At 42.4% G+C, this 26,184-nt stretch carries 24 protein-coding genes and 1 pseudogene; 9 read left to right on the top strand and 16 right to left on the bottom strand.

What is annotated here, in order from left to right:
• Window positions 1-416 precede the first annotated feature (416 nt).
• A complete protein-coding gene (locus ACQKPA_RS12795) occupies window positions 417-1,973 on the top strand; it encodes a TIR domain-containing protein (RefSeq protein WP_427492702.1) in 1,557 nt (518 codons plus the stop codon).
• 318 nt (window positions 1,974-2,291) lie between these two features.
• On the opposite strand, the gene ACQKPA_RS12790 is transcribed toward ACQKPA_RS12795, so the two are convergent.
• Both ACQKPA_RS12790 and ACQKPA_RS12785 read right to left on the bottom strand, forming a co-directional pair.
• Window positions 2,292-5,738 (bottom strand): restriction endonuclease, encoded by a 3,447-nt coding sequence (locus tag ACQKPA_RS12790; protein ID WP_427492700.1) that lies wholly within the window; start codon window positions 5,736-5,738, stop codon window positions 2,292-2,294.
• 98 nt (window positions 5,739-5,836) lie between these two features.
• A complete protein-coding gene (locus ACQKPA_RS12785; RefSeq protein WP_012818502.1) occupies window positions 5,837-6,073 on the bottom strand; it encodes a helix-turn-helix domain-containing protein in 237 nt (78 codons plus the stop codon).
• A gap of 150 nt (window positions 6,074-6,223) precedes the next feature.
• Between ACQKPA_RS12785 and ACQKPA_RS12780 the strand changes: the two genes are divergently transcribed.
• A complete protein-coding gene (locus ACQKPA_RS12780; protein ID WP_427492698.1) occupies window positions 6,224-6,490 on the top strand; it encodes a DUF6809 family protein in 267 nt (88 codons plus the stop codon).
• A gap of 267 nt (window positions 6,491-6,757) precedes the next feature.
• Here the strand turns inward: ACQKPA_RS12780 and ACQKPA_RS12775 are convergent, their stop codons facing one another.
• Complete coding sequence (locus ACQKPA_RS12775; RefSeq protein WP_427492696.1) at window positions 6,758-7,549, bottom strand: nucleotidyltransferase domain-containing protein; 792 nt, start codon at window positions 7,547-7,549, stop codon at window positions 6,758-6,760.
• Window positions 7,550-7,806: 257 nt separating this feature from the next.
• On the opposite strand from ACQKPA_RS12775, the gene ACQKPA_RS12770 reads away from it, so the two are divergent.
• Window positions 7,807-8,262 (top strand): HNH endonuclease, encoded by a 456-nt coding sequence (locus ACQKPA_RS12770; protein ID WP_427492694.1) that lies wholly within the window; start codon window positions 7,807-7,809, stop codon window positions 8,260-8,262.
• Window positions 8,263-8,639: 377 nt separating this feature from the next.
• Complete coding sequence (locus tag ACQKPA_RS12765; protein ID WP_427492692.1) at window positions 8,640-9,434, top strand: sensor domain-containing protein; 795 nt, start codon at window positions 8,640-8,642, stop codon at window positions 9,432-9,434.
• A 73-nt stretch (window positions 9,435-9,507) separates the two neighbouring features.
• Here ACQKPA_RS12765 and nikE read toward each other — a convergent pair whose 3' ends face one another.
• The 7 genes from nikE to ACQKPA_RS12730 all read right to left on the bottom strand — a co-directional run bounded on the left by nikE (window position 9,508) and on the right by ACQKPA_RS12730 (window position 16,377).
• The gene (nikE, locus tag ACQKPA_RS12760; protein WP_427492799.1) at window positions 9,508-10,308 is read right to left on the bottom strand and encodes a nickel import ATP-binding protein NikE; all 801 of its coding nucleotides are present in this window, start codon (window positions 10,306-10,308) and stop codon (window positions 9,508-9,510) included.
• Window positions 10,309-10,342: 34 nt separating this feature from the next.
• Window positions 10,343-11,176: a nickel import ATP-binding protein NikD gene (gene nikD / locus ACQKPA_RS12755; RefSeq protein ID WP_427492690.1), complete on the bottom strand. Its 834-nt coding sequence runs from the start codon at window positions 11,174-11,176 to the stop codon at window positions 10,343-10,345.
• A gap of 14 nt (window positions 11,177-11,190) precedes the next feature.
• Complete coding sequence (gene nikC / locus ACQKPA_RS12750; RefSeq protein WP_427492688.1) at window positions 11,191-12,024, bottom strand: nickel ABC transporter permease subunit NikC; 834 nt, start codon at window positions 12,022-12,024, stop codon at window positions 11,191-11,193.
• On the bottom strand, window positions 12,021-12,965 hold the full coding sequence (nikB, locus tag ACQKPA_RS12745) for a nickel ABC transporter permease subunit NikB (protein ID WP_427492686.1): 945 nt from the start codon (window positions 12,963-12,965) through the stop codon (window positions 12,021-12,023). Before nikB ends, nikC begins: the two co-directional genes overlap by 4 nt.
• A 16-nt stretch (window positions 12,966-12,981) precedes the next feature.
• Entirely contained in the window at window positions 12,982-14,622 is a 1,641-nt protein-coding gene (gene nikA, locus ACQKPA_RS12740) for a nickel ABC transporter substrate-binding protein (RefSeq protein WP_427492684.1), read from the bottom strand.
• A gap of 241 nt (window positions 14,623-14,863) precedes the next feature.
• Window positions 14,864-15,073 carry a zincin-like metallopeptidase domain-containing protein gene (locus tag ACQKPA_RS12735; RefSeq protein ID WP_427492798.1) on the bottom strand — a complete coding sequence of 70 codons (210 nt, stop codon included), beginning with the start codon at window positions 15,071-15,073 and terminating at the stop codon, window positions 14,864-14,866.
• An 830-nt stretch (window positions 15,074-15,903) separates the two neighbouring features.
• The gene (locus tag ACQKPA_RS12730) at window positions 15,904-16,377 is read right to left on the bottom strand and encodes a hypothetical protein (protein WP_427492682.1); all 474 of its coding nucleotides are present in this window, start codon (window positions 16,375-16,377) and stop codon (window positions 15,904-15,906) included.
• A 495-nt stretch (window positions 16,378-16,872) separates the two neighbouring features.
• Between ACQKPA_RS12730 and ACQKPA_RS12725 the strand changes: the two genes are divergently transcribed.
• Window positions 16,873-17,241, top strand: coding sequence for a hypothetical protein (locus ACQKPA_RS12725; protein ID WP_427492680.1), 369 nt, complete (start codon window positions 16,873-16,875; stop codon window positions 17,239-17,241).
• 47 nt (window positions 17,242-17,288) lie between these two features.
• On the opposite strand, the gene ACQKPA_RS12720 is transcribed toward ACQKPA_RS12725, so the two are convergent.
• Entirely contained in the window at window positions 17,289-18,407 is a 1,119-nt protein-coding gene (locus tag ACQKPA_RS12720; protein WP_427492678.1) for an amidase domain-containing protein, read from the bottom strand.
• A 994-nt stretch (window positions 18,408-19,401) separates the two neighbouring features.
• Between ACQKPA_RS12720 and ACQKPA_RS12715 the strand changes: the two are divergent.
• The 3 genes and pseudogenes from ACQKPA_RS12715 to ACQKPA_RS12705 all read left to right on the top strand — a co-directional run bounded on the left by ACQKPA_RS12715 (window position 19,402) and on the right by ACQKPA_RS12705 (window position 22,702).
• A pseudogene (locus tag ACQKPA_RS12715) lies at window positions 19,402-20,327 on the top strand (DUF438 domain-containing protein).
• 421 nt (window positions 20,328-20,748) lie between these two features.
• Complete coding sequence (locus tag ACQKPA_RS12710) at window positions 20,749-21,222, top strand: DUF5381 family protein (protein ID WP_427492676.1); 474 nt, start codon at window positions 20,749-20,751, stop codon at window positions 21,220-21,222.
• A 226-nt stretch (window positions 21,223-21,448) separates the two neighbouring features.
• The gene (locus ACQKPA_RS12705; RefSeq protein ID WP_427492674.1) at window positions 21,449-22,702 is read left to right on the top strand and encodes a mechanosensitive ion channel family protein; all 1,254 of its coding nucleotides are present in this window, start codon (window positions 21,449-21,451) and stop codon (window positions 22,700-22,702) included.
• 137 nt (window positions 22,703-22,839) lie between these two features.
• On the opposite strand, the gene ACQKPA_RS12700 is transcribed toward ACQKPA_RS12705, so the two are convergent.
• The 3 genes from ACQKPA_RS12700 to ACQKPA_RS12690 form a co-directional block, all read right to left on the bottom strand.
• Window positions 22,840-23,388, bottom strand: coding sequence for a cysteine hydrolase family protein (locus ACQKPA_RS12700; protein ID WP_427492672.1), 549 nt, complete (start codon window positions 23,386-23,388; stop codon window positions 22,840-22,842).
• A 108-nt stretch (window positions 23,389-23,496) separates the two neighbouring features.
• Window positions 23,497-23,862: a winged helix-turn-helix transcriptional regulator gene (locus ACQKPA_RS12695; RefSeq protein WP_427492670.1), complete on the bottom strand. Its 366-nt coding sequence runs from the start codon at window positions 23,860-23,862 to the stop codon at window positions 23,497-23,499.
• A gap of 156 nt (window positions 23,863-24,018) precedes the next feature.
• On the bottom strand, window positions 24,019-24,195 hold the full coding sequence (locus ACQKPA_RS12690; protein ID WP_181469815.1) for a hypothetical protein: 177 nt from the start codon (window positions 24,193-24,195) through the stop codon (window positions 24,019-24,021).
• 317 nt (window positions 24,196-24,512) lie between these two features.
• On the opposite strand from ACQKPA_RS12690, the gene ACQKPA_RS12685 reads away from it, so the two are divergent.
• Window positions 24,513-24,734: a hypothetical protein gene (locus tag ACQKPA_RS12685; protein ID WP_427492668.1), complete on the top strand. Its 222-nt coding sequence runs from the start codon at window positions 24,513-24,515 to the stop codon at window positions 24,732-24,734.
• 284 nt (window positions 24,735-25,018) lie between these two features.
• Here ACQKPA_RS12685 and ACQKPA_RS12680 read toward each other — a convergent pair whose 3' ends face one another.
• Both ACQKPA_RS12680 and ACQKPA_RS12675 read right to left on the bottom strand, forming a co-directional pair.
• On the bottom strand, window positions 25,019-25,942 hold the full coding sequence (locus tag ACQKPA_RS12680) for an aldolase (protein ID WP_427492666.1): 924 nt from the start codon (window positions 25,940-25,942) through the stop codon (window positions 25,019-25,021).
• A gap of 102 nt (window positions 25,943-26,044) precedes the next feature.
• Window positions 26,045-26,170 carry a paeninodin family lasso peptide gene (locus ACQKPA_RS12675; protein ID WP_427492664.1) on the bottom strand — a complete coding sequence of 42 codons (126 nt, stop codon included), beginning with the start codon at window positions 26,168-26,170 and terminating at the stop codon, window positions 26,045-26,047.
• Between the last annotated feature and the right edge of the window lie 14 nt (window positions 26,171-26,184).

Raw genomic sequence — 26,184 nt, 5'->3', positions numbered from 1 at the left:
AGGGCTTAACTTTAGCTGAAGAAGATAATTAGACTGACTTAATGGAAAGCCGGTTCCGGACTTTTGGTTAGGTGACCGCCTACACCGCTCCATACATATAATCCACAACCTAATTCGGTTGTGGATTTTTGCTTATTTGATCGAATTAATTTAATCGTTCTGGGCAACCGAAGCAAATCTTAAGTGGCTACGCAGATCAGTTATACAGGAAGACACGGGAAAAGAGATATTAACCGTGGGCAGTTAGTAATATCCTATCTAGGGAAGGAATCTAAGAATTGGATTCTGTATTGCGTATTATCCTTTCATGCATCTGTAAACAAAACAAGGAAAATGTTTAGAAATCCACATATTGCCATCTATAATTTTGAATAGTATTATTGTCATATATATAATGAAAGATTGGGTGAGTCAGCATGGCAATGCCTTACTTACATGAGGTTTATAAGGATTCCGGAGTGCCAACATATACTTTTGTTAAACCGATGAAATATAGAAAGTTGCTTGTATCTTTGCGAACCCCAGGAAAAGGGCTTGTAGTTGAGGGGCCGTCAGGAATCGGTAAGACTTCTAGTATTACAAAAGGCCTTGAAGAATTGGGCATAGAAACAAAAATCACAAAGCTTACTGCAAGAAAAGCTAAGGACTTGAAAATCATTAAGACTATACCTGGTGATAGTTTAGATGGGATAATAATAATCGATGACTTTCACAGGCTTGAACCAGAAACTAAAAGTTCTATTGCAGATTATATGAAAACGCTTGCTGATGAAGAATCGGCTACTACTAAACTAGTTGTTGTGGGAATAAATAAAGCGGGAGATTCATTGGTGAAATTCGCTAGGGATCTGAATAATAGGATTGACACAATTAGATTTGAATCTAATCCTGAGGAAAAAATTGTTGAACTTATAGAAAATGGAGAAAAAGCCCTTAACATTAAGATAAATATTAAGGGTGATATTGTTAAAGAGGCACAGGGTAGCTTTCATATTGCCCAAATGTTATGTAAGGAAATTTGTATCCATGGAGATGTTCTTGAGGCATGTAAAAATACGACAGTTATAACTACTAGTTTGGAGTTGATTAAACAAAAAGTTTTTGATGACTTAAGCAGGGCATTTAATGAAATAGCTAGAGCATTTGCTACAGGACCAAAATTGAGAAAAGATGGTAGAGCCCCATACTTACATATTTTATTTTGGCTTGCAATCAGTAATGAATGGGCTTTAGATCTTAATCAGGCAATAAGGAAATACCCTGAGCATAGAAGTAGCGTTAATACTGTAATGGAGCAGGGATATTTGGAAAGTTTTTTAAATGGAGAGCATGCTGAATTATTTGCCGAGTGTATTCATTACGAGGCTAATACTAATGTAATAAGTGTTGAAGATCCTAAATTCGTTTACTATATACGAAATATTCAATGGAAGAAGTTTGTTCGAGAAGTTGGATACAAAACAATTAATTTTAAGTCTATTTATGATTTTGCTCTTTCCTTTGCTGGAAGTGACAGAGATGTGGCAGAAGGTTTATTTACAAGATTATGCGAAGAAGAGGTCTCTGTATTTTACGATAAAAACGAGCAACATAGGATATTAGCAGAGAATGTGGAAGAGTACTTAGGTCCAATTTATAGAAGCGAGGCACAGTATGTTGTAGTTTTATTAGGTTCTAATTATCCTAGAAGGATTTGGACCCAGTTTGAATCTCAGCAATTCAAGGACCGCTTTGGTGAAAGTAGTGTTATACCCATCTGGTTTAAGGATGCTCCTGTTGGATCATTTGATTCAACTGCGAAAATTGGAGGCATAGAGTTTGATCGTGATGGTGATTTTACATTACAAATAAACTATATCACGGAAACGCTCATGAAAAAATTGGCCGATAATAGAATTTCTTCTAATGTAGGCAAAATTACTAAGTCTAAAAATAATAAAGATGATATAGGAGTACAACTCACCCTCTTTTAAAATGAGAGACTTCATTCGCGTTATGAGGAATTTTTTGGTTGGGGAGCCTGAGTGATGACATTGAATTTGTCACTACACCCGTAGACAGGTTATCTTCGGACAGAAGTTAGACTCCCCTTACCACAATTATAATCAAACAAAAAGCGACCGTGTCGGTCGCTCTTTATTTTTCAGTTAATGTTGAAACTATGCATAGTTACTATGACACTAAGTTTTAGATGATAACAAATAACTCATTAATCTTAAAGGTGAATTTAGCCACAATGCTCTCTCTGAACTGTTTTGTTTCTCCTAAAGAAAAAATTCATCAGTATCGATTCACAGAATCGATGAATAATCTCCCGAAGAAAATTTTGCATGGACTTTCTCTAATTCTTGTATTATCTCTAGCGCTTCTTCGTAGGCCCCAAGCTCTCTCAGTAATTCAACGTCCTTAATTTTATATACTAGAATTGACCAATTCTCATTATGTTCAGTGCATATATCTTTATTTTTCTTCAATTCATTAAATCTTTTTTTACTTAGCTGTTTAGGATATGGAGCCCAATCTTTAGTGATGTTTAAATGCTCAAACATCGATAGCTCGTCAGAAATAGAAGCAATTGAAGAATGAGGGGCTCCAAAATCTTCGTAATAAAATTGATATTCACAGATGGAAAGAAAGTTTAATACTTTGGTTTCATCATTCTCATAACCTAGCTGATATAGAAATTCTTTAATTCTAGGACCAACGTATAGACGATTAAATTGAAAAGGATCTAGTTCTTCGTACATTCTGTACAATTTCCTTTCCCAACCATAATTTTTAAAATAGTAGGTTCCGAAGTCAGCATAATAAATGCCTTTTTCAGTTCTTTTATCGTCATTAATAGTACGTTTTAATTTGTCAGAGTTACTTCCCAATTGTTCTTTCCAATATTCTTGAATGAATTCATTGGAATCGTCTTCGCTCCTGAACTCAATACATGTTATAAAAGCATGACAGAAAGTGTAAATAGGAGTGTGAAGGAAACGGACCCATTGTGAATCTTGAAGGATCAGATTGTCAAAGACAACTTCATAAAGAGCAGGATCGTTTTTTAAATAGTGATTATATATGTCGCTTGACAAAAATTCGGATGCACGTATCACAGGTTCATCTCGATACATAAATAATAAAAAAGCCTCATCACAGAAACCGATTAGGTTAGTATGCTGTGAATTAGTATTTTGTTGGTGTATATGTTCGATTAGAATTATGCATAAACTACTTTCTTGTTCGGGCAGACGTTCAAGATCGCGTATTGCTGCAAAGAGTAGTTGTATTGATTCTCTAGTTTCTAAATAGTCATGAATATAATGGGAATGGTTACTTGTTAATATCTCCTTTAACTCTTTTTTTAGAGGAGCTCGAAGATCAGACCAAGTTATGAGTTCTGAGATCTGTTTATCTTCAAGTTCGATCTCATTAGGTCCAAAAAGCCAATTTTCAGCATCCTGTTTAACAACTTCTAATGACTGTTCTTTTTCATCATTATAAATACTGTAATCTTTCGTAACTCCAACCTGCTTTTCTATTAATAACGGCTCTCGTCCACACAAAGGGGCAACCTTCTCTCCGAATTGGTCGGTGTAACGAAGGCCGAAATGGTGGAGTATTTCTGGAATATTATCTACAAGAAGATCAAGTTCCATGTCCTTACCTAAATGATCTAGTAATTCTATTTCGGCCAATAGTATAGTTTTTAGTTCTTTTTTTATCTTTTTATAATAAGTGTCGTGGTAAGTACTATACGCTCCTGGAAATACTTCTTGAAACTTTTCCATGGCCATATAATGATATACACTAAATGCTTCCTTATAAAATTGATTCAGAATATCTTTTCCTATAAACGACATACCTTTATTAGTACACCTAACTATAATATCAGGTAAGTTATGAAGATCTATATACTGTGCTTCTATATTTCCATGCCCCATAGTTGAACAGTAAATCTTTATTTCACTTTCTAAAAAATTTAAAAGTGAGGAATGTAGATGCGGATCACAACAACGGAGCAAATGAAAGAACCTATGAAGCTCTTCTTCCCCTCTAGGTAGATCATCTACCAAGTCAGGTCCCCAATTCCAACTACTATCTGACTCATTATGATAGCTATAAGGATAGTCTTCGTAATGTAATATACATTGCCGCTCTATCATTTCAATGACTTGTTTACTGGAGCCCTTAGAAAAATGCTCTAACAGAAACTGAAGTTGATTGTAGTAAGCACAGCATTGTAAAAGTTCAGGAATAAATTGTTCAGTATGTTCTTCGATATATGAATACAGAAAATCCTGCACAGAGGGCATGCTGAATTTTAATAAAACTTCGTCTTCTTCATCACTATAAAAAGACTTAATCATAGTTCTTTCAAGTTCAGAGATACTGTCACTTAGCTTTTTTATCCCCATTCGGTTTGTACTAGTATCTATATACTTTGCGTAGCAGCACTTCATATCTTCGAGGTACATGGGTGTTGAAGAGATTAGCAATAGCATGGCTACAATCTGTGCCTCTTGAGAAAGCTCCAAAAAGATATCCTCCCAGAATGCACCAGGATTATCGAAGTAATCACAAAGATCAATAAAATAGTCTTCTGGGGCAGATTCTTTGTCTGGTACCTTGTTTAGGTAGAGGGCAAGTACACGGGGATTATAATTCTCATGATTTATTATTCGACTGCAGTTTTGAAATAAATAGGTAACATATTCATAGTGTAAATTTGATGAATATAGGTGTTGAAACAAGATACTGGCCTTTTCAATATTGCTATATTCCTCCACAGTACAAATTAGAGCATACTGCTCTAATTTTTCCTTCAACATAGGTTGTCTTTGTAGACCTTGACGAAGAACGTATTCTCTTGTCGTTAAGATAAGGCGTTTGTTTCCACCAAAGTCAATTATACGTTGAATGAGTTTATTAAGCTGATTTTCATCATTTCTACGAGTGCTTTCATTGTGAAAAATACTCCCCCAGAAATCATCTAGTATAATGACTTGTTTTTTATCATCCTCTAGCATATTATAGACATCTTTAATAGAGTACGCCCATATAAACCCATCTAGATCGTCTGGCTGAAGGTATGCCAATGCTAAAAGATATGCTATCGTTGTTTTTCCAACACCGGGTTCTCCTGAAATAACAATTACATGATTATGAGACCATCTTTGTAACGCTTCACGATAGATTCGAGTGGGGGCGAATGTGTTAGATGCTTTCAATGCCTCTTTAAGTTCTTCAGCCGATTCTTTGTATAGTGCGCGGTGTGTGGACTCTTTAAGGAATTTTTGAAACACATTAATGCTTGGTAACCAAAGTTTAGGATGAGCTAACTCTACCCATTTGTAGTTTGGTTCTTCCAACAGCCTATTAATATCTATTTTGCTTAAGATATCATTAGTACTAGTTATAAACCCCTCAAATAATTCTATAATTTGTTCTTTTTCACCTGGTTGAAAAGTAATTGAAACACCCAAGATATATCTGTCAGGTTTTAACTTGCGCACTTTAGGCAGTTCAATGTCTTTTAAGCTATTGTAAAGTTGTTTGAAATTTTGTTTATAGCGTTTTGCTTGAATAACGGTTTTTTTGCCGTGGAATATATAAGAACCATCAATACCAGAATCACGACCTTCTTTATACATTTCTACAAAATAACCTTCTCTTACTTGAACAATATCACAAATTAGTTTTTCAAATTCGAGGGGCTCTAGTAAATCATGAAAGTTATAGTTAGGCATATATAAACCTCCATTCTTTTGAGGAAATAGCTATAGTCTAATTCGAAATTTGACATAGGTCAGCGATTTTACGGGCTAACTATTTTAAATACTTGTCGTTATAGATGTGAATACCTTCCCTCATCATCCACCAACTCAATAATCTCCCGAATATCGCTTATATTTAAAGCCTCAGCAATTCTTTCGATATGACTAAAGCTGATACTTTCCCGTTTTCCATTGGCAAGTTCACTTAATGCAGCGTGCCGTACATCGGATATTCGGGATAATTCCCGCAAAGAAATATTATGTGCCTTGGTCAATTCCGAGATTTTAACGACAACTTTTTTCCTCATTATAATCACCTCTCAAAGATCGATATCAACTTGACTATACGCATAAGCGTACCGTATAATAATTTCAATACTGGTACTTATATGCGTAACAGTTATGAATTTGTCATTGTTTATCGATCTGTATATCATCTGTTAAAGAAGGAGAATCCCATGCCAAGCTTCCTGGAATCCCTATATTACGGGCAGTTGAATCCTGTAGAGAAGGCTGCTTCTACCGACCCTCAGTATCGCCAATTGAGCCGGCAAATATCCGAGTCCATGGATGCTTGGAAGAAGAGGCTTTCCGATGATGAGTTTCATGAGCTTGAGGAGTTATTAGATTTGTATCGACAAGTCCAAGGACTGGAAATGTCGGCTTCTTTTACTGAAGGTTTCAGGCTGGGAGCGACGATGATCATCGAGGTGTACTCTGAGTAATGTGATCAGTAAGGACACTCATAGAACTGCCGTAAAGACACGAACTGTGTCTTTTTTAATGCCGTAAAATACTGACTATCAGCCCCTACTTCGGATATCACAATTGGGTACATCCGTAGAAGCTTGTGTTGTCGTTATCTTCGGACAGGGGTTCGACTCCCCTCGCCTCCACCAATACCTTGAAAAACCCGACCTCGTGAGGTCGGGTTTTTGCTGTAGAATAGTTGATAAGTGTGAATAATAAATTTCACTGTCTTGTAGATGTTTTTATTTATGGATAGTAGAATATACGGTTTCTAGATATGCAATTGAATTGCGTTCGGCTTCTTCTTTGCGTATCCAACCATCAGAAGCCTGGCGTAAACGTTGATATAGCTTGATAGTGGCCTTTAACGCACGGTAACAACTTTCGTAGCTGTGGAGTGGAATCGTGTCCCGAAGCTCAGCCATCTCCATTTCAGCAAATTGCTCTAGCCGTCGGACTCCCGCGGGAAGATGGCCGTAACGCATGAGTATCAACGGTCCTAATACTGCATTGCGAATAAACGTAATATGTTGGATGAGCTCGAACAACTCGCCTCTTCCTAATTTCGCCGCACCATAATGCACCCAAACCCAGAACCGATCCTCCATCCATTGCATAGAGGGCGATGGATAGGCAGGGGATGTCTCGGCAAGGATCGTTCTGATCTCTTCGTCTCTCTCCCAAAGCACAATCGGATTCTCCGTTCGTATTCTAAGCTCCGATTTCGAAATGAATTTTAGATCCACGTGAAGCAACGGTGGGCCGTATAGGCAAATAACCAGACGTGGTTCGCCGACATGCTCACCTGTGAATGCCGACAGTAAGTGTTCGAGCTCTTCCGCGAGCTGAATCCGTTGCTCCATAATTTCATTGCGATACGCGTTATCGTACACGATGACTAAATCTAGATCGCTATACTCGTCCATGGCTCCGTGGATCATGGAGCCGCCTGCAAGGAGGCCCGTAAGTCGGTTATCTCGACTGATTTTCTTTTTTGCCTGCTTAATGAAGCGTTCGTGAACGGGTAACATCATGCTATGCACTCCTTAAAGATAGGACCCATATATAAATGGGTATTACGCCAATATATCATTGTGGTTAATTCGTTGTCAATCGGGTGATACTCAGGTGACACCAAAATCTAGACTACACCCGTAAAAGCTTATCTTCGGACAGGAGTTCGACTCCCCCTCGGTTCCATCATAATGAACACCATCCGCATGAGGATGGTGTTTTTGTTTTATATTAATACTACAGGGTTAGAACATGTCGTGCAGATGGAGTGAAATCGATGAATCATAGTCATGATGGAGAGGAACCATTGATAACGGTACTCAATATGGATGGTCAACAACTAACACCATGTTTACCCCATCGGGCTTGGCGGGAAGTTGAGCGATCGCGAGCTGTCTGGGTTGATGAGCAGACGATCCAATTGCTTTATAATCCGTTCTTATTTCGGGACTATCGAAAAGCTGCACTGAAACGAGATCATCACACTTGTTTGTGGTGCGGACGACACGCCACGACCGTGGACCATATTATCCCCTCAAGCAAAGGCGGCTCGGATCTTCCGCAAAACCTGATCGCTTCATGCAGCGAATGCAATACGAAACGAGGAAACCGTTCTGCATTGTCCTATCTTAAAGAAAACGCACACTCTGTTCCAAATCTTATGAAGCTTTGCTGGCGTATCTTTATAGCTAAATACAGACATCGTCAAATGAAAAAAGGGACACTTGAGTAAAGGCATAGATTTATGATTTGGGAATCGTGGTGCAGTGAGCTTCAATGATCGCAGCCGTTTGTTGACGATCGAATTGATGGTTAACCATATCCACTGTAAAATTTTCGGCTTTCTTGCATCCATCTTGAAGTGCAGGCCATTAAAGCGTAGGAGTACAACCAGTAGAGAAGCCTGCATGTCCAGACAAAAAAATGTCGTTCGGCGAGTTGGTAATATTGTCTTCGCTTCAATAAGTTCATCAGAGCTAGGCCCATTCCTAGTCTAAAGTCTAGGTTCAGATACCCCCTAAGACGGTTATGTCAGCCAAATAACGCGGATATAATGGATTTATATCTCAGAGCGTGCGTGACTTATGAAGCCATAAGGGGTGTTTGAATATGAAGGCAACAGAAGCGACTGCAATGTCGCGGGCAGGCAAGGTGAATTGGGTGCTTTTTAATCCGAAAACCTATGCAACGATTCTCTATTTATTGCTATCTCTTCCGTTAGGGATTATTTATTTTACAGTAGCGATAACGGGACTTACATTATCCATCGGTTTGACTCCGATATTTATCGGAATACCGCTGTTTTTTGGAGTAGCTAAGCTGTTGAATGGGATTGTGATTTTTGAACAAAGCATGATTAGACAAATTTTGGGTTTACCTACGCCTTCCGTTGCGTATTCCTACAATCAACAGTCTGAAGCAGGGCAAAACTGGTTGAAGCGAATGGTGAGCGGTTTTGACGGAGCGCTATTTATTCGAAACCTGCTACTCGTATTACTAAGATTTGTTACTGGCATCGTATTCTTTGTTATTATGGTAACGGTGATTTCACTGGGACTCGGGTTGATTGCTCTTCCGGTCGTGCATATCATTTTGATGAATGAACTGAAGCTTGATATTTTGGAGAATAGCTTGTTTAGTTATTTTCATATCAATTGGACTTATAATCAGCAATACCTGCTGTACGTAGGCGTTGGCCTTATCCTTTTCTGGGTCGCGCTGCGCATCGTGAATGGGCTCATGCAAATTCAGCGTAGAATCATGTATGTGGATGAACCCTATCAGCAGCCGTCAGTGCCGCCAATGGAAGCACCAATACATGCGTCCGTTCAGTCGCAATATTACGAGTACCCGGAGGATCACCCCACTCAAGGGATGATGCAGCCAGCCCATAGAGAGCTTTAGAAGCTCTCTTTTTTTTTGCCCTTTTTTGATGTAATCCATTACAACCAGGAATTCTCAACCTTTACATATATGCTTATACACCTGAGCGGAAGCGGGGGTGTTCCGGGAGCATCGATTGAACAAGTTTTTGTACGCTTAGGTGCTGCAGCCCAATAAACTGCTCTTTATTCTCGGAATGCACGACCAGTCTGCCGTGATCCATGACGGCCAATGCATCGGAAATGTGATAAGCGGCCTTAATATCATGCGTTATAAATAAATACGAAAGGCCAAAATTCGCCTTTAAATCAAGTAATAACTTGAGGATAGCAGATTGCGTTACCATATCGAGGCTGCTGACGGCTTCGTCCAATACGATCATTTTGGGCTTCAATGCAATCGCTCTCGCAATATTGATCCGCTGCAGCTGTCCGCCGCTAAATTGATGAGGGTATTTTTTTCGATCATCCGGATGCAGCCCGACGATTTCCAGCAGCTCTTCCACCCTTCGTGTTTGTTCTTGCGCTGATAACTTCTCATAGTTCATCAGCGGTTCCCCGATAATTTGCTCCGCATTCATTTTCGGATTAACCGATGAATAGCAGTCTTGAAAAACAACCTGCAGATCGCGGCGAAGCTTTTTGCGGTCGTATGCATTCGAAGCATACAGGTCGACTCCTTGAAACAGAATTTGTCCTTTCTGCGGTCTTTCCAAGCCAAGGATGACTTTGCCGAGCGTGCTTTTACCCGCTCCGCTCGCTCCAAGAAGGCCCAGGCATTGGCCGGGCTCGATCGATAGGGAGATGTCGGAAAGCACGATTGAACGCTTAGCTTTTCTAAATAGACTACTTGCGGCGTATTCATGAGTAACATGGCTTACTCTCAGCAGACTCATCATCGGACCCCCGATCCTAAACAATTTGTGACGATCATGCCAGTATAAACCCCTTGGATTGTTGGTTTATGGAGAACGATCGCCTTGCGTTCAACAACTTTTGCGTATATTCGTGCTGCGGATGATCGAATAGCCGAAAGACATCCGCTTGCTCGACAATACGCCCTTGCTGCATGACGGCGACTTCGTCGGCTATTTCCGCAATGACTCCCAAATCGTGAGTAATGAGCAAAATGGACGTGCCGTACTCCGAACGAAGACGATCTAGCTGCCGCAATACGCGCATCTGATTGTCCGCATCTAATGCGGTGGTCGGTTCGTCGGCAATGAGGACGGAGGGGCGGAGGCAGATGGCCGTCGCAATCATGATCCGCTGCAGCATACCGCCGCTCAATTGAAAAGGGTACTGCTTCATAATGGTCGACGGGTCCGGTAAGTTCACGTCATGCAGCGAAGATACGGCCAGCTCATAGGCTTGTTTTTTCGATAGGGAAGTATGCGTACGGATCGTTTCGATACATTGGTTGCCAATAGTCAGAACAGGACTGAAAGCATTCATCGGATTTTGCATGATAAGCGAAATTTCTTTGCCGCGAATGGCACGCATCGAATCTGAACGAATTCCGTTCAGCTCGCGCCCATTCAGCCGGATACTGCCTTCAATTTTTGTCGTTCTCCGGTCCAGCAGCTGCAGCACGGACATGCTGGTCATCGTTTTGCCGCATCCGCTTTCCCCAATTAGGCCAAGCACGCGGCCGGGCCGGAGCTCCAAATCGACGGCATGGACGAGCGTCGTCTCGCCTTGAGCCATCTTCGCCGTTACGCGCAGGCCGCTTATCTGCAATACAGTATTAGATTGTGCCGTCACATGGCCTCATCCTTTCAAAAACGTCGTTTTACGCCGAAGCGCTCCGATAATGCTTCTCCTAAAATATTGAAGGTCACGACGATGATTAAGATCATAATGCCCGGATACAGCATAAGCTCGGGATTGCTTCGAATATAGGATTTGCCCTCATGAATCATGGAACCCCACTCCGGCGAAGGCGGCTGGACGCCTAGCCCGAGAAACGACATGGCGGCGATGTCCATGATCGCCCATCCGATCTCTAGCGTTCCCATGACGACGATTGGCGGAAGCACATTCGGAATGATATGACGCCTAATGATCGTCCACTGTGAGGAGCCGCTTATTTTTGCTGCCGTAATGAAATTTCGTTCCCGTAAACTGAGCACCATGCCTCGAAACATTCGGGCGTAATAGACCCACTGCACCATAATCATCGCCAAGATCACCTGCGGCAATCCGGGGCCGAATATACCGACAAGTCCCAGCACGAGCACAAGCGTCGGAAATGCCATGACTCCTTCGCAAAAACGCATCAACACTTGATCGATGATTCCGCCTTTATATCCGGCAAACGTCCCGATCAGCAAACCAATCAGGAGCGAGGATATAAAGATTAAGGATGCGAAGCCGAGGGAGATGCGCGATCCGTACAGCAGGCGGGATAGATTGCATCGTCCGAGCTGATCGGTGCCAAGCGGATAATCCCATGAAGGGGGCTGCAGCTTGACCGCCAAGTTGACCTGAACCGGGTCATGCGGCGCGATCCACGGAGCCATAATGGAAAGCAGAAAAAGGACGGCCAGAATGACCGAGCATACCGCTGCGGTCTTCTGGCTCCTAAGGCCGGTACGTATACTCGCTATCATTGGTCGGTCCGTCCTTTCCATGAGATTCGAGGATCCAAAGCCATTTGCAGAAGATCGACAATCAAGTTGCATACGATAAACAGGCAAGCGGAAATGAGCACGTAAGCTTGGATAACGGGTATGTCCCGATTAAAAATCGCTTCAATAAAATAACGGCCGAAGCCTGGCCAGGAGAAAACCTCCTCGACAATGATCGTCCCGGCGAGAAGTTTTCCTAAATTCATGCCAAGGCCGGTCAGCATCGGAGATATAGCAATTTTCAACACATGCTTGCCCAGAATAACCTTCTCTTTGATCCCTCTGGTTCGCGCATACAGGACGTATGGCTCTTGCAACTGTTCGAGAACGCCGGTACGCAGCAGGCGGGAATAAATGGCGATGAGCCCTAGCGCGAGTGAAATGGACGGCAGGACAAGATGCGCGAATGAACCTCTGCCCTGCACCGGCAGCAGGTCCAACTTGACCGAAAAGAAAAAGATCAACAAATAGCCGAGCCAAAATTGCGGAATCGATGCGCCGAAATAGGCAAGCACGCGGCTAAGATGATCAAACACGCTATTTTTGTATATGGCGGCCAAAAAACCGATTGGAATGCTGATGATGACAGCCAGTACAATACTGCTGAAGGCGAGCTGAAGCGTCGCCGGCATCCGAAGGACAATTTCGTTCCAAACCGGCTCGTTCGAAACATAAGATGTGCCGAAATCGAGCCGGCACATCTTCATTAAGGATTGAGTGTATTGAACGAGCAGCGGCTGGTCCAAGCCGAATTCCTGTCTTTTCTGTTCGAGTAGCTCCTCTGTCGGATGAATATGTGCCGCCGTCAAATAGACTTCGGCTGGATCGACTGGGGAGAGATGAATCAGCAAAAACGTCAGAAGCGTGGCAAACAGGAAAATGGGGATGACGGCCAAAAGCCGTTTTCCGATAAAGCTGCCCATGATACGCCTCCCTGTATTACGGATTTAAGCTAATGCTGGAGAATGGGTTGTCGTCCCGGCTTCCAGGAAATTCAAAACTGCTGATTTTATCGTTGTATACCACATTCTTCCTGATGTAGGAGATGGGCACAAGCGCACCTTCTTCGTGAAGCGTCGTCTGAATGGCGTCATACAATTCTTTGCGTTTATTCTCATCCGTCGTAGCGAGTGCTTCCTGCACCTGCAGGTCGAGTTGTTCCTTCACCGGCAGGTTAGCGAGCGCCTCCGCAATGCCGAAGCTCTTCTCCGATACGATATGGATGAACGAGCTCGGATCGTACGGTGCGCCGTAATTGCTGAAGAAGTACAGATCGAATTGCCCCGCGCGGAACCGTTTTATTTGCTCCGTAAGCTCAATGCCCGTAATGTTCAATTTCACGCCGATAGCCGCCCATTCCGCTTGCAGCGTTTCGGCCATTGGCTTGATCACTTGATCCGACTTCTCGTAAATCAACTCCACTTCCAGCTGCTTGCCGTCCTTTTCCCGTACCGCCTTGCCCTCCGGCAGCGTCCAGCCGGCTTCGTCCAAATAAGCTCTCGCTTTCTCAAGATCGTAGCCAAGCGGGGCTGGGTTCTTCTGCGCATATGGGAAGTTGGAGGATAGCAAGCTGTCCGCGGTCTCTTCCAATCCAGAAGTGACGCCTTGCACCATTGCATCTTTATTGAAGCCGTGCTGCAGAGCCAAACGCACTTTTTTATCCGACAGTGCCGTGTTCGTCGTATTCATAACCAGCTGCCTTGTTGCAACCGGACTGGAAATTTGCGTGGAATAATCATCGTTAGCTTGCAATTGCATAAATGCGTCCATGCTGATGGCGCCTTCTCCGTAGATCAGGTCCAATTCGCCTTTTTCGAAGGCAAGAACGCGGGTATCGCCATCCGGTATGATTTTAAATACGACTTTATCGATTTTAGGCTGCTCACCCCAATAATGAGGATTGCGCGTGAACTCCGCATACTCATCCGTTTTGTAATCCGTCAGCATCCACGGGCCGGTTCCAACAGGCTGCTTCACGCCTTTGGAGGTATCGCCGTCATCCGGGAAGCCGGCATCACCGAGAAAACGCACCGGACGAATAACCGACAGCTCCTGTAAAGTCGGATAATAGGCTTGTTTCAAAACGATGTTGAACGTATATTCGTCTACCGCTTCAGTTTTGTCCAGCAAGCTGATGAAACCGAGCCAGCTGTGATTATCCGTATGTATCATAATGGCATCGAAATTTTTCTTGGCACTTGCTGCGTTGAACGGAGTGCCGTCTGAATATTTAACATTCTGGCGAATTTTAAACGAATAGGTTTTGCCGTCCTCCGAAATCGTCCACGATTCGGCCAAGAATGGCACAACCTCGCCGCCTTCGTTATAGTTGACCAACGGCTCGTAGATCATCGATTGCGCGATTAACTGGGACGGATTATAAAGATGAGGATTCATCGGTCCGATGTCCCGCGGCCACGATACCGTGATCGTTTTATTGTCAGGCGTTATGGTTTCTGAATTTTCCTTTGCGGCAGCATTGTCGTCGGCATTATTGTTGTTAGTGCCGGAGCAGGCTGCAAGCGTAATGGAGATTAAAAGCAGTATGAGCAGCAGCGTTTGGGTTTTCGATGTAAACATCGGAGTAGTACTCCTCTCAGATCCAGCTATTTTTATTGAGATTGATAATTATTATCAATTCACTATAGCAGATTATAATATTCAAGGTCATACTGTCAATAACTAAAATGCGCTAGACTCTACAGAATATATTGATATGTATCAAGAAAGAAGGACGAAAATTGAAGGGAGTTCTATCCGCTTGAACGAAGCACGACCATTATCTATTAAAATGCTTCCATTATTTGTGTTAACCGTTCTCTTAAAACATATATTCTGAAATATGCCTTGCTGCAAGTTCGGTAACTCCTGAACGATTTAAGCGGCTTTCGTGGCCTGTACTGTGTACATGCTCGTGGAATAACGTGCTGTAGTATTCTTCTGGCTTGCTGTAATCACAGATAGGCGGCACGCTCACAATATCATCAGCTGGACGATAGAACGCACGTCCGGAAGCAAACCGGACAGGCAGAGCAAATATGGTAAGGCTGCACGCAGGATACTGCGAACGGGCCTTGTCTTTACTTCTTCGATCTTGCCCACAAGGTTTTATCTTCGAAGGGTCTACCCGAATAAGTTTTGGAACGATGAAGGAATGGAGCGGAGCGTAATGGATTCATGGTTCCCTTTGCTTCGTAGTACATGATGGGATGTGTGGAGTGGAGTGAAACGGAGCGGAGCAATCCCATGATGTATGAGCATTGCCCCAGAGTCTTTAGCTTCCCTGCTAGGCCCGTTAAGAATCCCAATGGAACCCGGGTGGTTTTTCCGGGGTCGCTTGGGATTTAGGGCCGATGAACCGGGGGATTAAACACCTGTTTGCTTCACCTTTTTTGGTTACAGCCGTAAATGTGAATGGGATGTATATATTTTGCAACATACATCCATGAGGGAGTGAGCCAGCTATGTTAAATGAAAGTATCATTGTACGGGTCAACGATCAAGTACCTGGTTATGAAGGGAAGACCGTTGGGGTTGCCAGGCAAGGTGATATTTTTATTTTCCGGAATCCAATAGGTCATTTGAGTGATGCTGGATACCTGACATGTATAAGCTTGGCAGAAGTGACTTTGTAGAGCCGTTCAAGCGCTCTACAGAGCGTCAGTGGATCGAACAGGAAAAAGTGCCAGATATACTTCAATGAGCTTTCTGAGCGATTTATGCCCATTATAGAAGCCTATTGGCAAGAGGATGGGGCAGATGTAGAACTATATTGGTTTGTTATGGAGAAACAAGGTATAGAAAGCCACTGCGCGGATCTGATGGTATATACGATATTTTTGTAATTGGAAAGAATAACAATTATTCCATATATTTTCTTTTGTGAACCGGTGTACCTTTAGTAACTTCACCTGTCGCTGTGTTGATCTCGAAAGGTTCTACCAGAACCTTCCACCCATTGTCACTTTTGAAAACTTTATAAGGGAGCGGTGGTGACTGTTCGTAGCTTTGTCCTGCATATTTTTCGATCACTGAAATCTCAAATTCATTGCTGTTGATTTGTTTGCTTCCCACAATTTCATATCCTGTAGTAGGATTGGTTTTAAAATCCTTTACATATCCTTTTTCACGACTTTTCTCATCCAAATAGTTTATATCTTTTGAATAGAACATCATTCCCTCTGCATCCCTAGCAATGTAAGCATCAAAGTACTCGGTTGCTGCTTCCATCGGATTTTGTGCAACGACTCTTTCCGCGGTTGTTGTGGATGCTACTAAAATTGATCCAGCAACAACTCCAGCAAGTAAAAGCGATACTAATTTTTTTCCCCTCATGGATCGAGACTCCTTTTCAATGTTATATTCCTAAAGAGTGGAATCTTTAGGTCTACTAAGTATAACGTGTTCGATTATTGGAAGGTTATAATTCTGAGAAATATATTCAGAAGGAGGACATAACTACTGATGGATAAATTTCGAGTTGTTGTTTCAGTACTACTGGTACTAATCATCGTCTTACTGGGCCTTATTTTTTTTGAAATGAGGTATAGCAACGAGCTACAGAATATAATTATTGAGTATTTGTATAATCACGATTAAAGCATAATCCAACTAAAGGTACCAGGATCGGACCGATCAGAAACTGGATGAGATTGCTTCCAGGGGTAATACTAGCGTCGCTGGTACTTCTCGAATGGGAGTGGTCCGGGTTCCCTACTGACGAAATATAGACTTTACTGTTTTTGCTTTATTTTTTTTCTTGGTAACTATGTGATGCCCAGTTCCGTTTAAATAATAAGTGGAAATCTTATTTTATTGGGGGGGGAACGGATGAAGAAAAAATGGAAGATTATTTTATTTAGCTTTATTGGGGTAATTATTCTTTTAGTCATATTAGGAGCAACATACATCAACAACGTTTGTTATAACAATGTAAAGCTTATGTATAAGTTAAATACAACGGATGTATCCATTGTTCAGATGGAGGAAGAGGGACATTATCTTGCATTAAGGATGAACGGTAATCAACTTCTTAAAGATCGAATGGAGAGGGAAGGCTGGCAGTTCAAGCAGCAGGAAGGGGCTGCATTTTTCTTTACGAAAGACAATCAAGAAACTGTTATTTCTACGGAAATATGGAATAGTAATTATGTCCTTTATCGTGTAGATGATAATGTCGTCAATCTTGCCGACAAATAAGGCAAAAAAACCAGCCTGTCCACTTATATGTGGGGGCTGGTTTCTTTTTAATTCGTGGCTTTGTCTATTTCATAGCCATACACGCCATAACCTGAGCTGAACATATCGGCAAGTGTTCTTTGTTCCATATGATCCCAAGTATGCTGTGTTATATACTTGTTGGCACTACTATTACCCGTGTTTTTCGTGATGATAACTGTATGTTCGATGTCAGAATCAGTGTCAGTATTTAAGCTTACTGCATCTCCGGTTTGCAAATCAGATACAGTAGAAGCTACTCCTGCTCGGGTTTTCCAATGTTTATAAAAGTTATGGGCACCGCCCCATGTATACGAGGGGATAAGCGAACCAAAATGCCAAGACTCATCGCTCGCATAACTAGCTCCGTATTTAAATTTCATTCCTCCAGTGTATAGTGCTTGTGATACAAAGTTTGCACAATCGTTCCATTTGTTCCAACAACTTAGACCATCAGAAAGTTTACAACCGTAATATTCAGCGTAATAAGTCGAATAAACGGGGTTTCTTCCATTCCACCAATCGTAAGCATAATCACGGGCTGCAATGTTATTATACCCATTTGCTGATACAGCGAAGGTAGACGCAATTTCTTCTTCAGTTGATGATGTTGTGGATATAAGCCCATCATCAACAGTAGTCGGTGCATTGTCTTCTATCGGAAGGAGTCCGTCTAAATCAATTATTTCTTCAGTTGAAAGCTGTGCTCTCTGGCTATGCTTTTTTTCATAATCTTTTATCTTTTCATTTTTTCCGTAATTCTCGTACCAATCCATAAACTTGGCAAATTTAACAACCTTTTTCATGTCTTCATCATTAAAATCAAAGGCAAATGCCAAAGAAATAACATACTTTTGATAGTCAACATTATCAAAATCTGTTTCTATTAAACTATTATGCTTCTCCATATGTTGATTTACCAGTTCAATAGCTTCTTTATGCTCAAGTAGCCCTTTTTCCTTTTCTTCTTCAGGTGTACCAGATAGTGTTTCATAGTACCGAATTTCGTTAGGCTGTATTTGAAAATCTTTTGTCGTCTCTGAATTAGTTTCAGCAGACGCACTCCCCATTAAACTAAAACTTAGAGCAAGCGTACCAACAATTAGCCAAGTCTTCTTAAAGAACGTAAGGGGATCAAACAGGCGCAAGCTGAAGGGATTGCTGAAGCAAAAAAGAACATGAGGAGATAAAAGTCTTTTTGATGTGTACGATTTTTTGTCTTGGTGCTTTCTGCAGCTGATACAATGTACACAGAAACTATCATGGCCGCGGATCTGCAGCCGATAATATGTGTACAGGACTGAATCTCTTACATAATGGGTATAATATTACTAGAAGGGAGCGTGAAGATATGGCAACAGTATTTACTATAGCCATCTTGTCTTTTGTAGCGGGCTTCATGCGGCAATCCTGCGGATCAGCACGAGCAAAGAGGAATACAACAAATACGTTTTCGTATCCGCAATACTTATGTATTTATCCTGCAACTATATTCAAGCACAAACTTTTGAGCATAAGACAATATTCAATTTAGCATTTATCGTTTACTCGTTAGTATCAATTCCGATCCATATTTGGCTTATAACATCACGGACAAAATCGAGACGAAATGCTACACATTAGCTCACATAAAAGACGAAAGGCCACCTGCATTTTGCAAGTGGCCTTTGATTTACCCGTTAACACCGTGATTAAATGTAGAAATCGTTGAATTTGAAGGTGGAGAGGAAACCGGAATCACAATACTAAGAAATGTCATCAGCATAAATGTAGCTACTAATGCTTTTTTCATAATGTACCCCCTGTAAGATATTTTGATACTTCATAAGTTGCTCCGTGGTAGCGAGTGTACGAACGTTTTCAAACATCCCTATAGTTGTAATAAATTCCCTGTACAAGTCCATTGTCACTATAGGGTTGTTACGTATATATGGCTGAGCGGGCTTCGTTCAGTCGTGCGGCTATTTCGCCAAGCGGGCAAAGATTTTTCGAAGAAGACGGATCCCCTTTTTTTGTTCAATGAATCTTCATTACCTTTGTGCTTTTAATCACAAGTGTAAGGAGCATGAGAATGCTAGTTTAGAGATGTAAACAGAATCGAACTTCATTTTTATATATTGAAACAAAACAGAGGTGATGAACATGAGTGAATTAATTAATAACCGTGAGGAAGGAATTTCTGCTCATCGAACGGCCCGTATACATTTGCTCAAGGAAATCATTAAAGAGCTGCACCATGGAAAAAGCGTGGAGGAAGTAAAGTCAAAATTTAACCAAGCTGTAGGCGAAATATCGGTTGATGAAATTTCGGAGCTGGAGCAAGTGCTGATGCAGGAGGAAGGAATCCCGGTAACCGAAGTACAGCGACTGTGGAGCGTGCATGCTGCGGTATTCAAAGGTTCCATCCAAGACATTCACAGAGCTCATAAACCCGAAGAGCAGCCTGGACATCCTGTGTTTACCTTTAAGATGGAGAACCAAGAGATCGATCGACTGGCAAATTTCAAAATCGCGCTGCATCTGGATCAATTTCTGAAGGATCAGGTGGAGGCAAATCGCCTCAAATTGCTGCCCAAAGCGAAGAAGTCGGTTATTGCTTGATTGCGCCCGATCAACAATGGAATCCTGAAAGAGCAGCTGAGCCTGGCGCAGATCAAGGATTGGCGTCTCCTCCGCTGCAAGAGGGATATATCCGAATGAGTACAGGTATTTTATCGGTCAAACAGATGGAATCCATTTTGAATCATTTACCAGTCGACCTAACCTTTATTGATGAACATGATATCGTTCGATATTTTTCACAGGGAAAAGAACGAATCTTCGTTCGTACCAAAGCGGTTATCGGCCGAAGTGTTCAGAACTGCCATCCTCCGCAAAGCGTTCACGTCGTTAATCAGCTGCTTGCTGATTTCAAAGCAGGTGTCAAAGATGCAGAAGATTTCTGGATTCCGGTTAAAGATAAATTTGTTTACATTCGTTATTTTGCCGTAAGGGATGAAGAAGGGAACTATTTAGGCACGCTGGAATTCACTCAAAACATTAAGCCGATTCAGGAGCTCACCGGTTAAAAACGGATACTCTCTCCGTAAGTTTATAGAAGACATCCTGATCAACGCGATCCGGCGAATTGTGGTTTCGAGCAGCCACGCTTCGCCTTCATACATACTAATAGGGGCTGTCCCAAAAGTCATCGTAGATGACTGAGACACGGCCCCCTTTTTTCATTTAGTCCAACAAAAAGAAACCGCTCTTTGATAAAATGGAGGTATCACCCAACCATAAACCGAAACGAGACGGTTTCTTTGTAAATGTACCATGGACCAACTTTGCCGGCCAATGGATTTGGAAGAAGATATTCCACAAAGTCATCTGGTTTGCGTCGTTGTACGGTTGGAGCCTTTTGTCGGTGATAGTTGCAGCTAAAGTGGTCGAAAGTGGAGTTGGCTGGATTCGCGGACTGTTCAAATAATTTCAGAAAGGCGTTAGATCATGAACGCGATATCTTATCGGAAATCCGTGGCATGGGGCAAAGCGCTTGGCAGTTTACTGTTTGTGCTGGCCTGCCTGTTTCTGCTATACGCTGCTTTTTTTATGGATACTTCCTTTATGCGCAAGTTTTTTTGCATCACATCAGCTATAATAGGGATTCCGTTTTTTGGAGGATATTTGGTTGTCAGCTTGCCTAAGGCGCTGAAATTAGACACACAGCTCATCACCTACGATCAAAATTCCATTTCAGATGGAACGCGGACCGTAGTCTGGACGGAGATTACAAGCATCAGCTACAGCGGCCCTTCCATTCGAAAGTGGCTGCTTCCGAAATTCCCCAAGCTGATTTTTCATTTGAAAAACAGAGAGACCTGGACCGTGAACACGTATTATTTGTTGACCGATACCGAGGTTCATTCTGTTCTGAAGCGCCTGCGGGGGTTGATCAGCCGTAACGGAAAGGAAATGAAATGAGCGAGCATACCTATATATTTTCATTAGAAGAGCTGGGCTACGCCTTCGGCCCTATCGAATCAGACTAAAAGAGCACCCATTTCAGTGCTCTTTTTTGTTTTTCAGTCTTATAGCCTTATCAAGCTTCTCCCAAATCTACCCAGCGATGTCTTATCTTGAACTTTGCGTAGTACTAGAATCTCCTCTATAATAATAGGCTAATCTTAAACTGCGTCAGGAGGAAACAATGGACTTTATCAAACATCAACTAGACGGATATGGCATGAGCGAACAAACCATTGGATATCTTTCGAACATGATCATGGTGGTTTTTATCGCGGTGGTCTCCATACTGGCCAATTTTATTACCAAAAAAATCGTGCTGAAGACGATTATTCATATCGTCAACAACAATCGGTACACGTGGGATAATATCATCGTGGAGAAAAAAGTGTTCCACAAGCTGTCGCATCTCGTGCCGGCAATCATTATCTATTTTTCGGCGTCCATCTTTCCGGCTTATCAAGTTTTGATTGAAAAAGCTGCAGCAACGTACATGATTATCGTAACGATCACGGTATTGAATGCGCTGCTAGATGCTTTTGATGACATTTATCGTTCGTTTGAGGTCTCCAAGATCAGACCGATTAAGGGATACATTCAGGTGGTGAAGATCGTTCTCTTCATCATCGGCGGCATTGTGGTCATCTCGAACCTCATCGGTCAGAATCCTTTGATCATTCTCAGTGGGCTTGGTGCTTTATCGGCTGTTCTGATGTTGGTTTTCAAGGACTCCATATTGGGCCTGGTAGCAGGCGTTCAATTATCATCCAATGATATGGTCCGTGTCGGCGACTGGATTGAAATGCCGAAATATCATGCGGATGGCGATGTCATCGATATTACATTGAATACGGTAAAAGTAATGAATTTCGATAAAACGATCACGATGATTCCCAGCTACGCCCTCATCTCGGACTCGTTCAAGAATTGGAGAGGCATGCAGGTATCCGGCGGCAGAAGAATTAAGCGAAGCTTCTATGTCGATACGAGCAGCATCTGCTTTTGCACCAGGGAAATGATTGAGGAATTTCAGAAGATTCACTACCTTACCGATTACGTCACGACAAGAGTAAATGAAATTAACGCCTACAACATCGAACACCAGATTAATACGGAAAGCAAAGTGAACGGCAGGCAGCTTACGAATGTGGGCGTATTCAGAGAATACATCCATCAATATCTGCGGAATCATCCGAAAATTCATAAGGATATGACGCTGATTGTCAGACAGTTAGCGCCGGGAGATAACGGACTCCCATTGGAAATCTATGCTTTCAGCAATGATACCAACTGGGGAGTATATGAATCGATTCAAGCGGATATTTTTGATCACATTTTTGCCGTTGCGCCGACCTTCGGGCTTCGTGCCTTCCAGAATCCAACCGGTCATGATATCGTCCATCTCAAAGAAAACCCGGAATATTCCCGAGGATATTAGATCGGCTTTACGGGAATGTATATTACAAAAAGGTACCCGTAGTCCGAACCTTTAAAAATGTTCAGATCAGGGGTACCATTTTTAATAAGAGGCGGCTCTTATCCATCTGTTGTTTTTAGTTTAAGTAATGGAAAAAGTCAGATCAAGTCGTAAAGTCTGCTCGTGTCGACTACTTGAGCAAAGGTATCTTGTAACGATGCCATAAATGTATCATGGACGGTTTTTGCAGGAATCACCGTATCATTCCATACTAAATCTCGGGTGGTGCACGCTTCACTGAGCAATAGGACTTCATAGCCCAGGCGACTTGCCGTTCTCACGGTCGAATCGATACATATGTGGCTCATCATGCCGCCAATGACCAACCGCGTGACTTTAATGGATTCAAGATATTCTTGCAGTTCCGTTTGAAAAAAGCTGTCTGGCGTGTGCTTAACGATCACTTTTTCGTCGGATTGGGGTTTTACGCCTTCATGAATGTGGATCCCTTCGGTATCGGGGAGAAAAAATGCAGCGTTATTCTCCAGAAGAATACACTGAATGTGGACAATAGGTAAATTCTTATCCCGGAATAGCGACAAAGCTTCTTGAGCATGGGTTAAGGCTTGATCGGTATGGAATAGCTCATTTCTACCTCCTGGAAAATAATCATTCTGAATGTCTACTAATAGTAACGCTGTATTCATAGTTCATGGCTCCTCTACTCGTAGTAAAAGCGGTTTCTACAAGTATTATAATTTCGGTCCCGTGAACGGTGAATTACCCACTTTTTTGTGGGTATGGTGAACATGACATCATTTTTTATAACGAATGCCTTTGCGTTCGAGAAGCTCGGTTTGACCCCGTTCCACCATATATTCAATGCCGATCTCTTGCATAATCAGTACCGCATCCAACAGCTTCCTCCCGCGTTCCGTAAGATAGTATTCTACGTGTAACGGATACCCTTCCGTTTTCATTTTATCCACGATCCCGCAGGAAATAAGTTCTCTTAAATGCTGTAACAACATCTTTTGGGTGATCTGGTCAATATCCCGCTCCAGTTGGGCTAAGGACGTGTTCCCATTTTTCAATTGATATATGATCATGGTTTTCCATTTGCCTTTTATAATGTCATGAGCAATCTCCAATGGGCAGGTACATTTTTCTCGAATTATCATCGAACTCACCTCTATGCCATCATAACAAAAGTAATAAAATCCTTACACATGAACATAAAAAAGTAGCAAGTATACCATAAGAAAAGCGACCGCTAAGGGTCACTTTTTACATTACTCATTGGGAAGGAAGATCATAAAGGTTTGTTACTGAGGCTCCTAATGATAGTTCTTGGATTCATTTTCTTTGTATTTGTCATCGCTGTTATGCAGCGCTTGTTTCCGGCGATCGTTGCGGGCTTGTTGCTGTTGCTGGGCCTCTTGGCTGTTTACAGGTGTTTCTGCCAGTTGTTCCACTGTGTTGATCAGGTTCTTGTCCGGTTGGTTCGTGCTCAATGGAAAGCACCTCCTTGTTTGCTTTTTTTGGTTATGAAGTTTATTATGTGCTGGCTTAGGAAGGGCTATTCGTAGGCCGCATAAAGGTATTCACGATTTCAAACGAACGTTAACGACGGCTGATGGATCAGATAGAAGCTTGTCAAAGTGGGGCTGAAAGCGGGTTATTATGAGATGAAGCTGGGTTTCGTCAAGCCCTGCTTACTGATCGACTGATTGAACTCGTTTACATGTGACGAATGTCATCGAAAAAATATTTAAAATTCGAATAATAAGGATGATGCAAGAACTTAAAAACTTGAAAGGGTGTGAGGCGTTTGGCAGCATCGATCCGTGAATGTGTGGAACAAGACTATGTTATTGAGCATGTGAAGCAGCGATTTCATTGCACGGTATTATGGTGTGAAGGGCGTGCATGCCTGGAATATAACAGTGAGGAAGAGCTAGCGCGAATATCGGAATACGTAAAACAAACGTTTGACAAAGAGCTGCTGGACGTATTTTTTACCGCTATTGAGAGGATTCCGCTGGACGACTAAAGGGTGATGATACATACACCTACCGAAATAAGCAAAACTTCGCTCTCCACTTCAGTTGAAGCCGATGCCTCATATTTTGATTGCCCCAGAATACTTGCCATCATGAGCACGCAGCGAAAGGGTGTAACGCACACGAGGCTTTGACTTGTCGAGGTTGAGCTGTGGAATAGTGAAATGATCCCCAAACCTGTCGTTTGGGGATTCTTAATAGAGGGGACAAATGTAATCGAGGGTGTTTGAGGGATGAAGGATATGATTCAAGAAACGACCCATGCGGTCCATCTTTATTGACGGATGGCATCTAAAACCATGGCCGTTAGCTCGTGCACGGTATGTTCGTTTAATGGACGCTGAATCTGGTACATAGCCATACTCCCGGACATGCGCGCTGTGATGTCAAAATGCCACTTCGTTAATCCGCTGCCGGATAGAAGTTGGTTTCGATAGGTATGTCGATGCAACAGCGGCAGCTTCTCTAATTTATCAATCTCACGTATATGTAGTTGACAGCAATCCGTCTTAACGAGCTCAAAAATGCCAGCCAGCGGCAGGGGATCATTGGAGAATTGAGATGTGACAGGGACGGCGTACTTGGTTTCACGCTCGAACAAAGGCCGAAAATGCCTGGAATCCATACCGAAGACTTCAAGGCTTTCCTGCCAAAGCTTTTGTTGAGGATAAGCTGGCGTTGCGTAAGGAATATTTTGTTGATCCAGCGTCACAGCGATAATGTCATCCGTTAATAACTGGTATCCTTTCTGCAGAAAGGCAGAGGCCAGCGTCGACTTCCCGTGTCCGGAATGGCCGATGAAGGCGTAGGCTTTATGGTCAATCACTACCGCGCTGCCGTGCAGGGGGAGTATTCTACGCTGCAATAAAAGGGCACCCATACAAGATCCCAGCACGTACAGCCGGATTTTATCCTCCGCGGCCCCCTTCTCTGGGGAGACAGAGATGGTCGTCCCGTTCTCTATTGCAAAAACAGCGAGTTCAGGCACTCTGAACATGACCATATCTTCAGTACATACCCATGTTTTATTCGATTTATCAGATCTTCCAAGCCATTTTTCGGTCAGATCGGCATAACGGACGACAATATCGGCAAAATCATCCGGGAGGACGACGGGCTGTAACTCAGGCATGGGAATGTCACTATGAATGGAAAACCCGAAAGCCTTATATGCAGTTGGCTTAAACGTTTGAAGCATGGTCCTCACTCCAATGATTAATATGCGAATAAAAAAAGATAGCCCATATACCCGATCAGGCGTATAGGGGCTCTTTTTATCAGAAAATGATGACTTTATATGTTAGCTGGTGTGAACTATTTCGTCCGGATCCGGTTGCACTCCATCCGGAATTGCACTACCAGGACCAGCCATGGTCATTTTGATGTCAAGAACCTCCAAAGCAGGTACGCTCCATTCCTTTTTCATATAGATTCACCTCC

It is taken from the genome of Paenibacillus sp. NPDC093718, assembly GCF_050279985.1.
Classification (GTDB): domain Bacteria; phylum Bacillota; class Bacilli; order Paenibacillales; family Paenibacillaceae; genus Paenibacillus_AQ.
The sequence above is the reverse complement of the archived record's forward strand: the minus strand, read 5'-3'. Positions and strand labels throughout refer to the sequence as shown.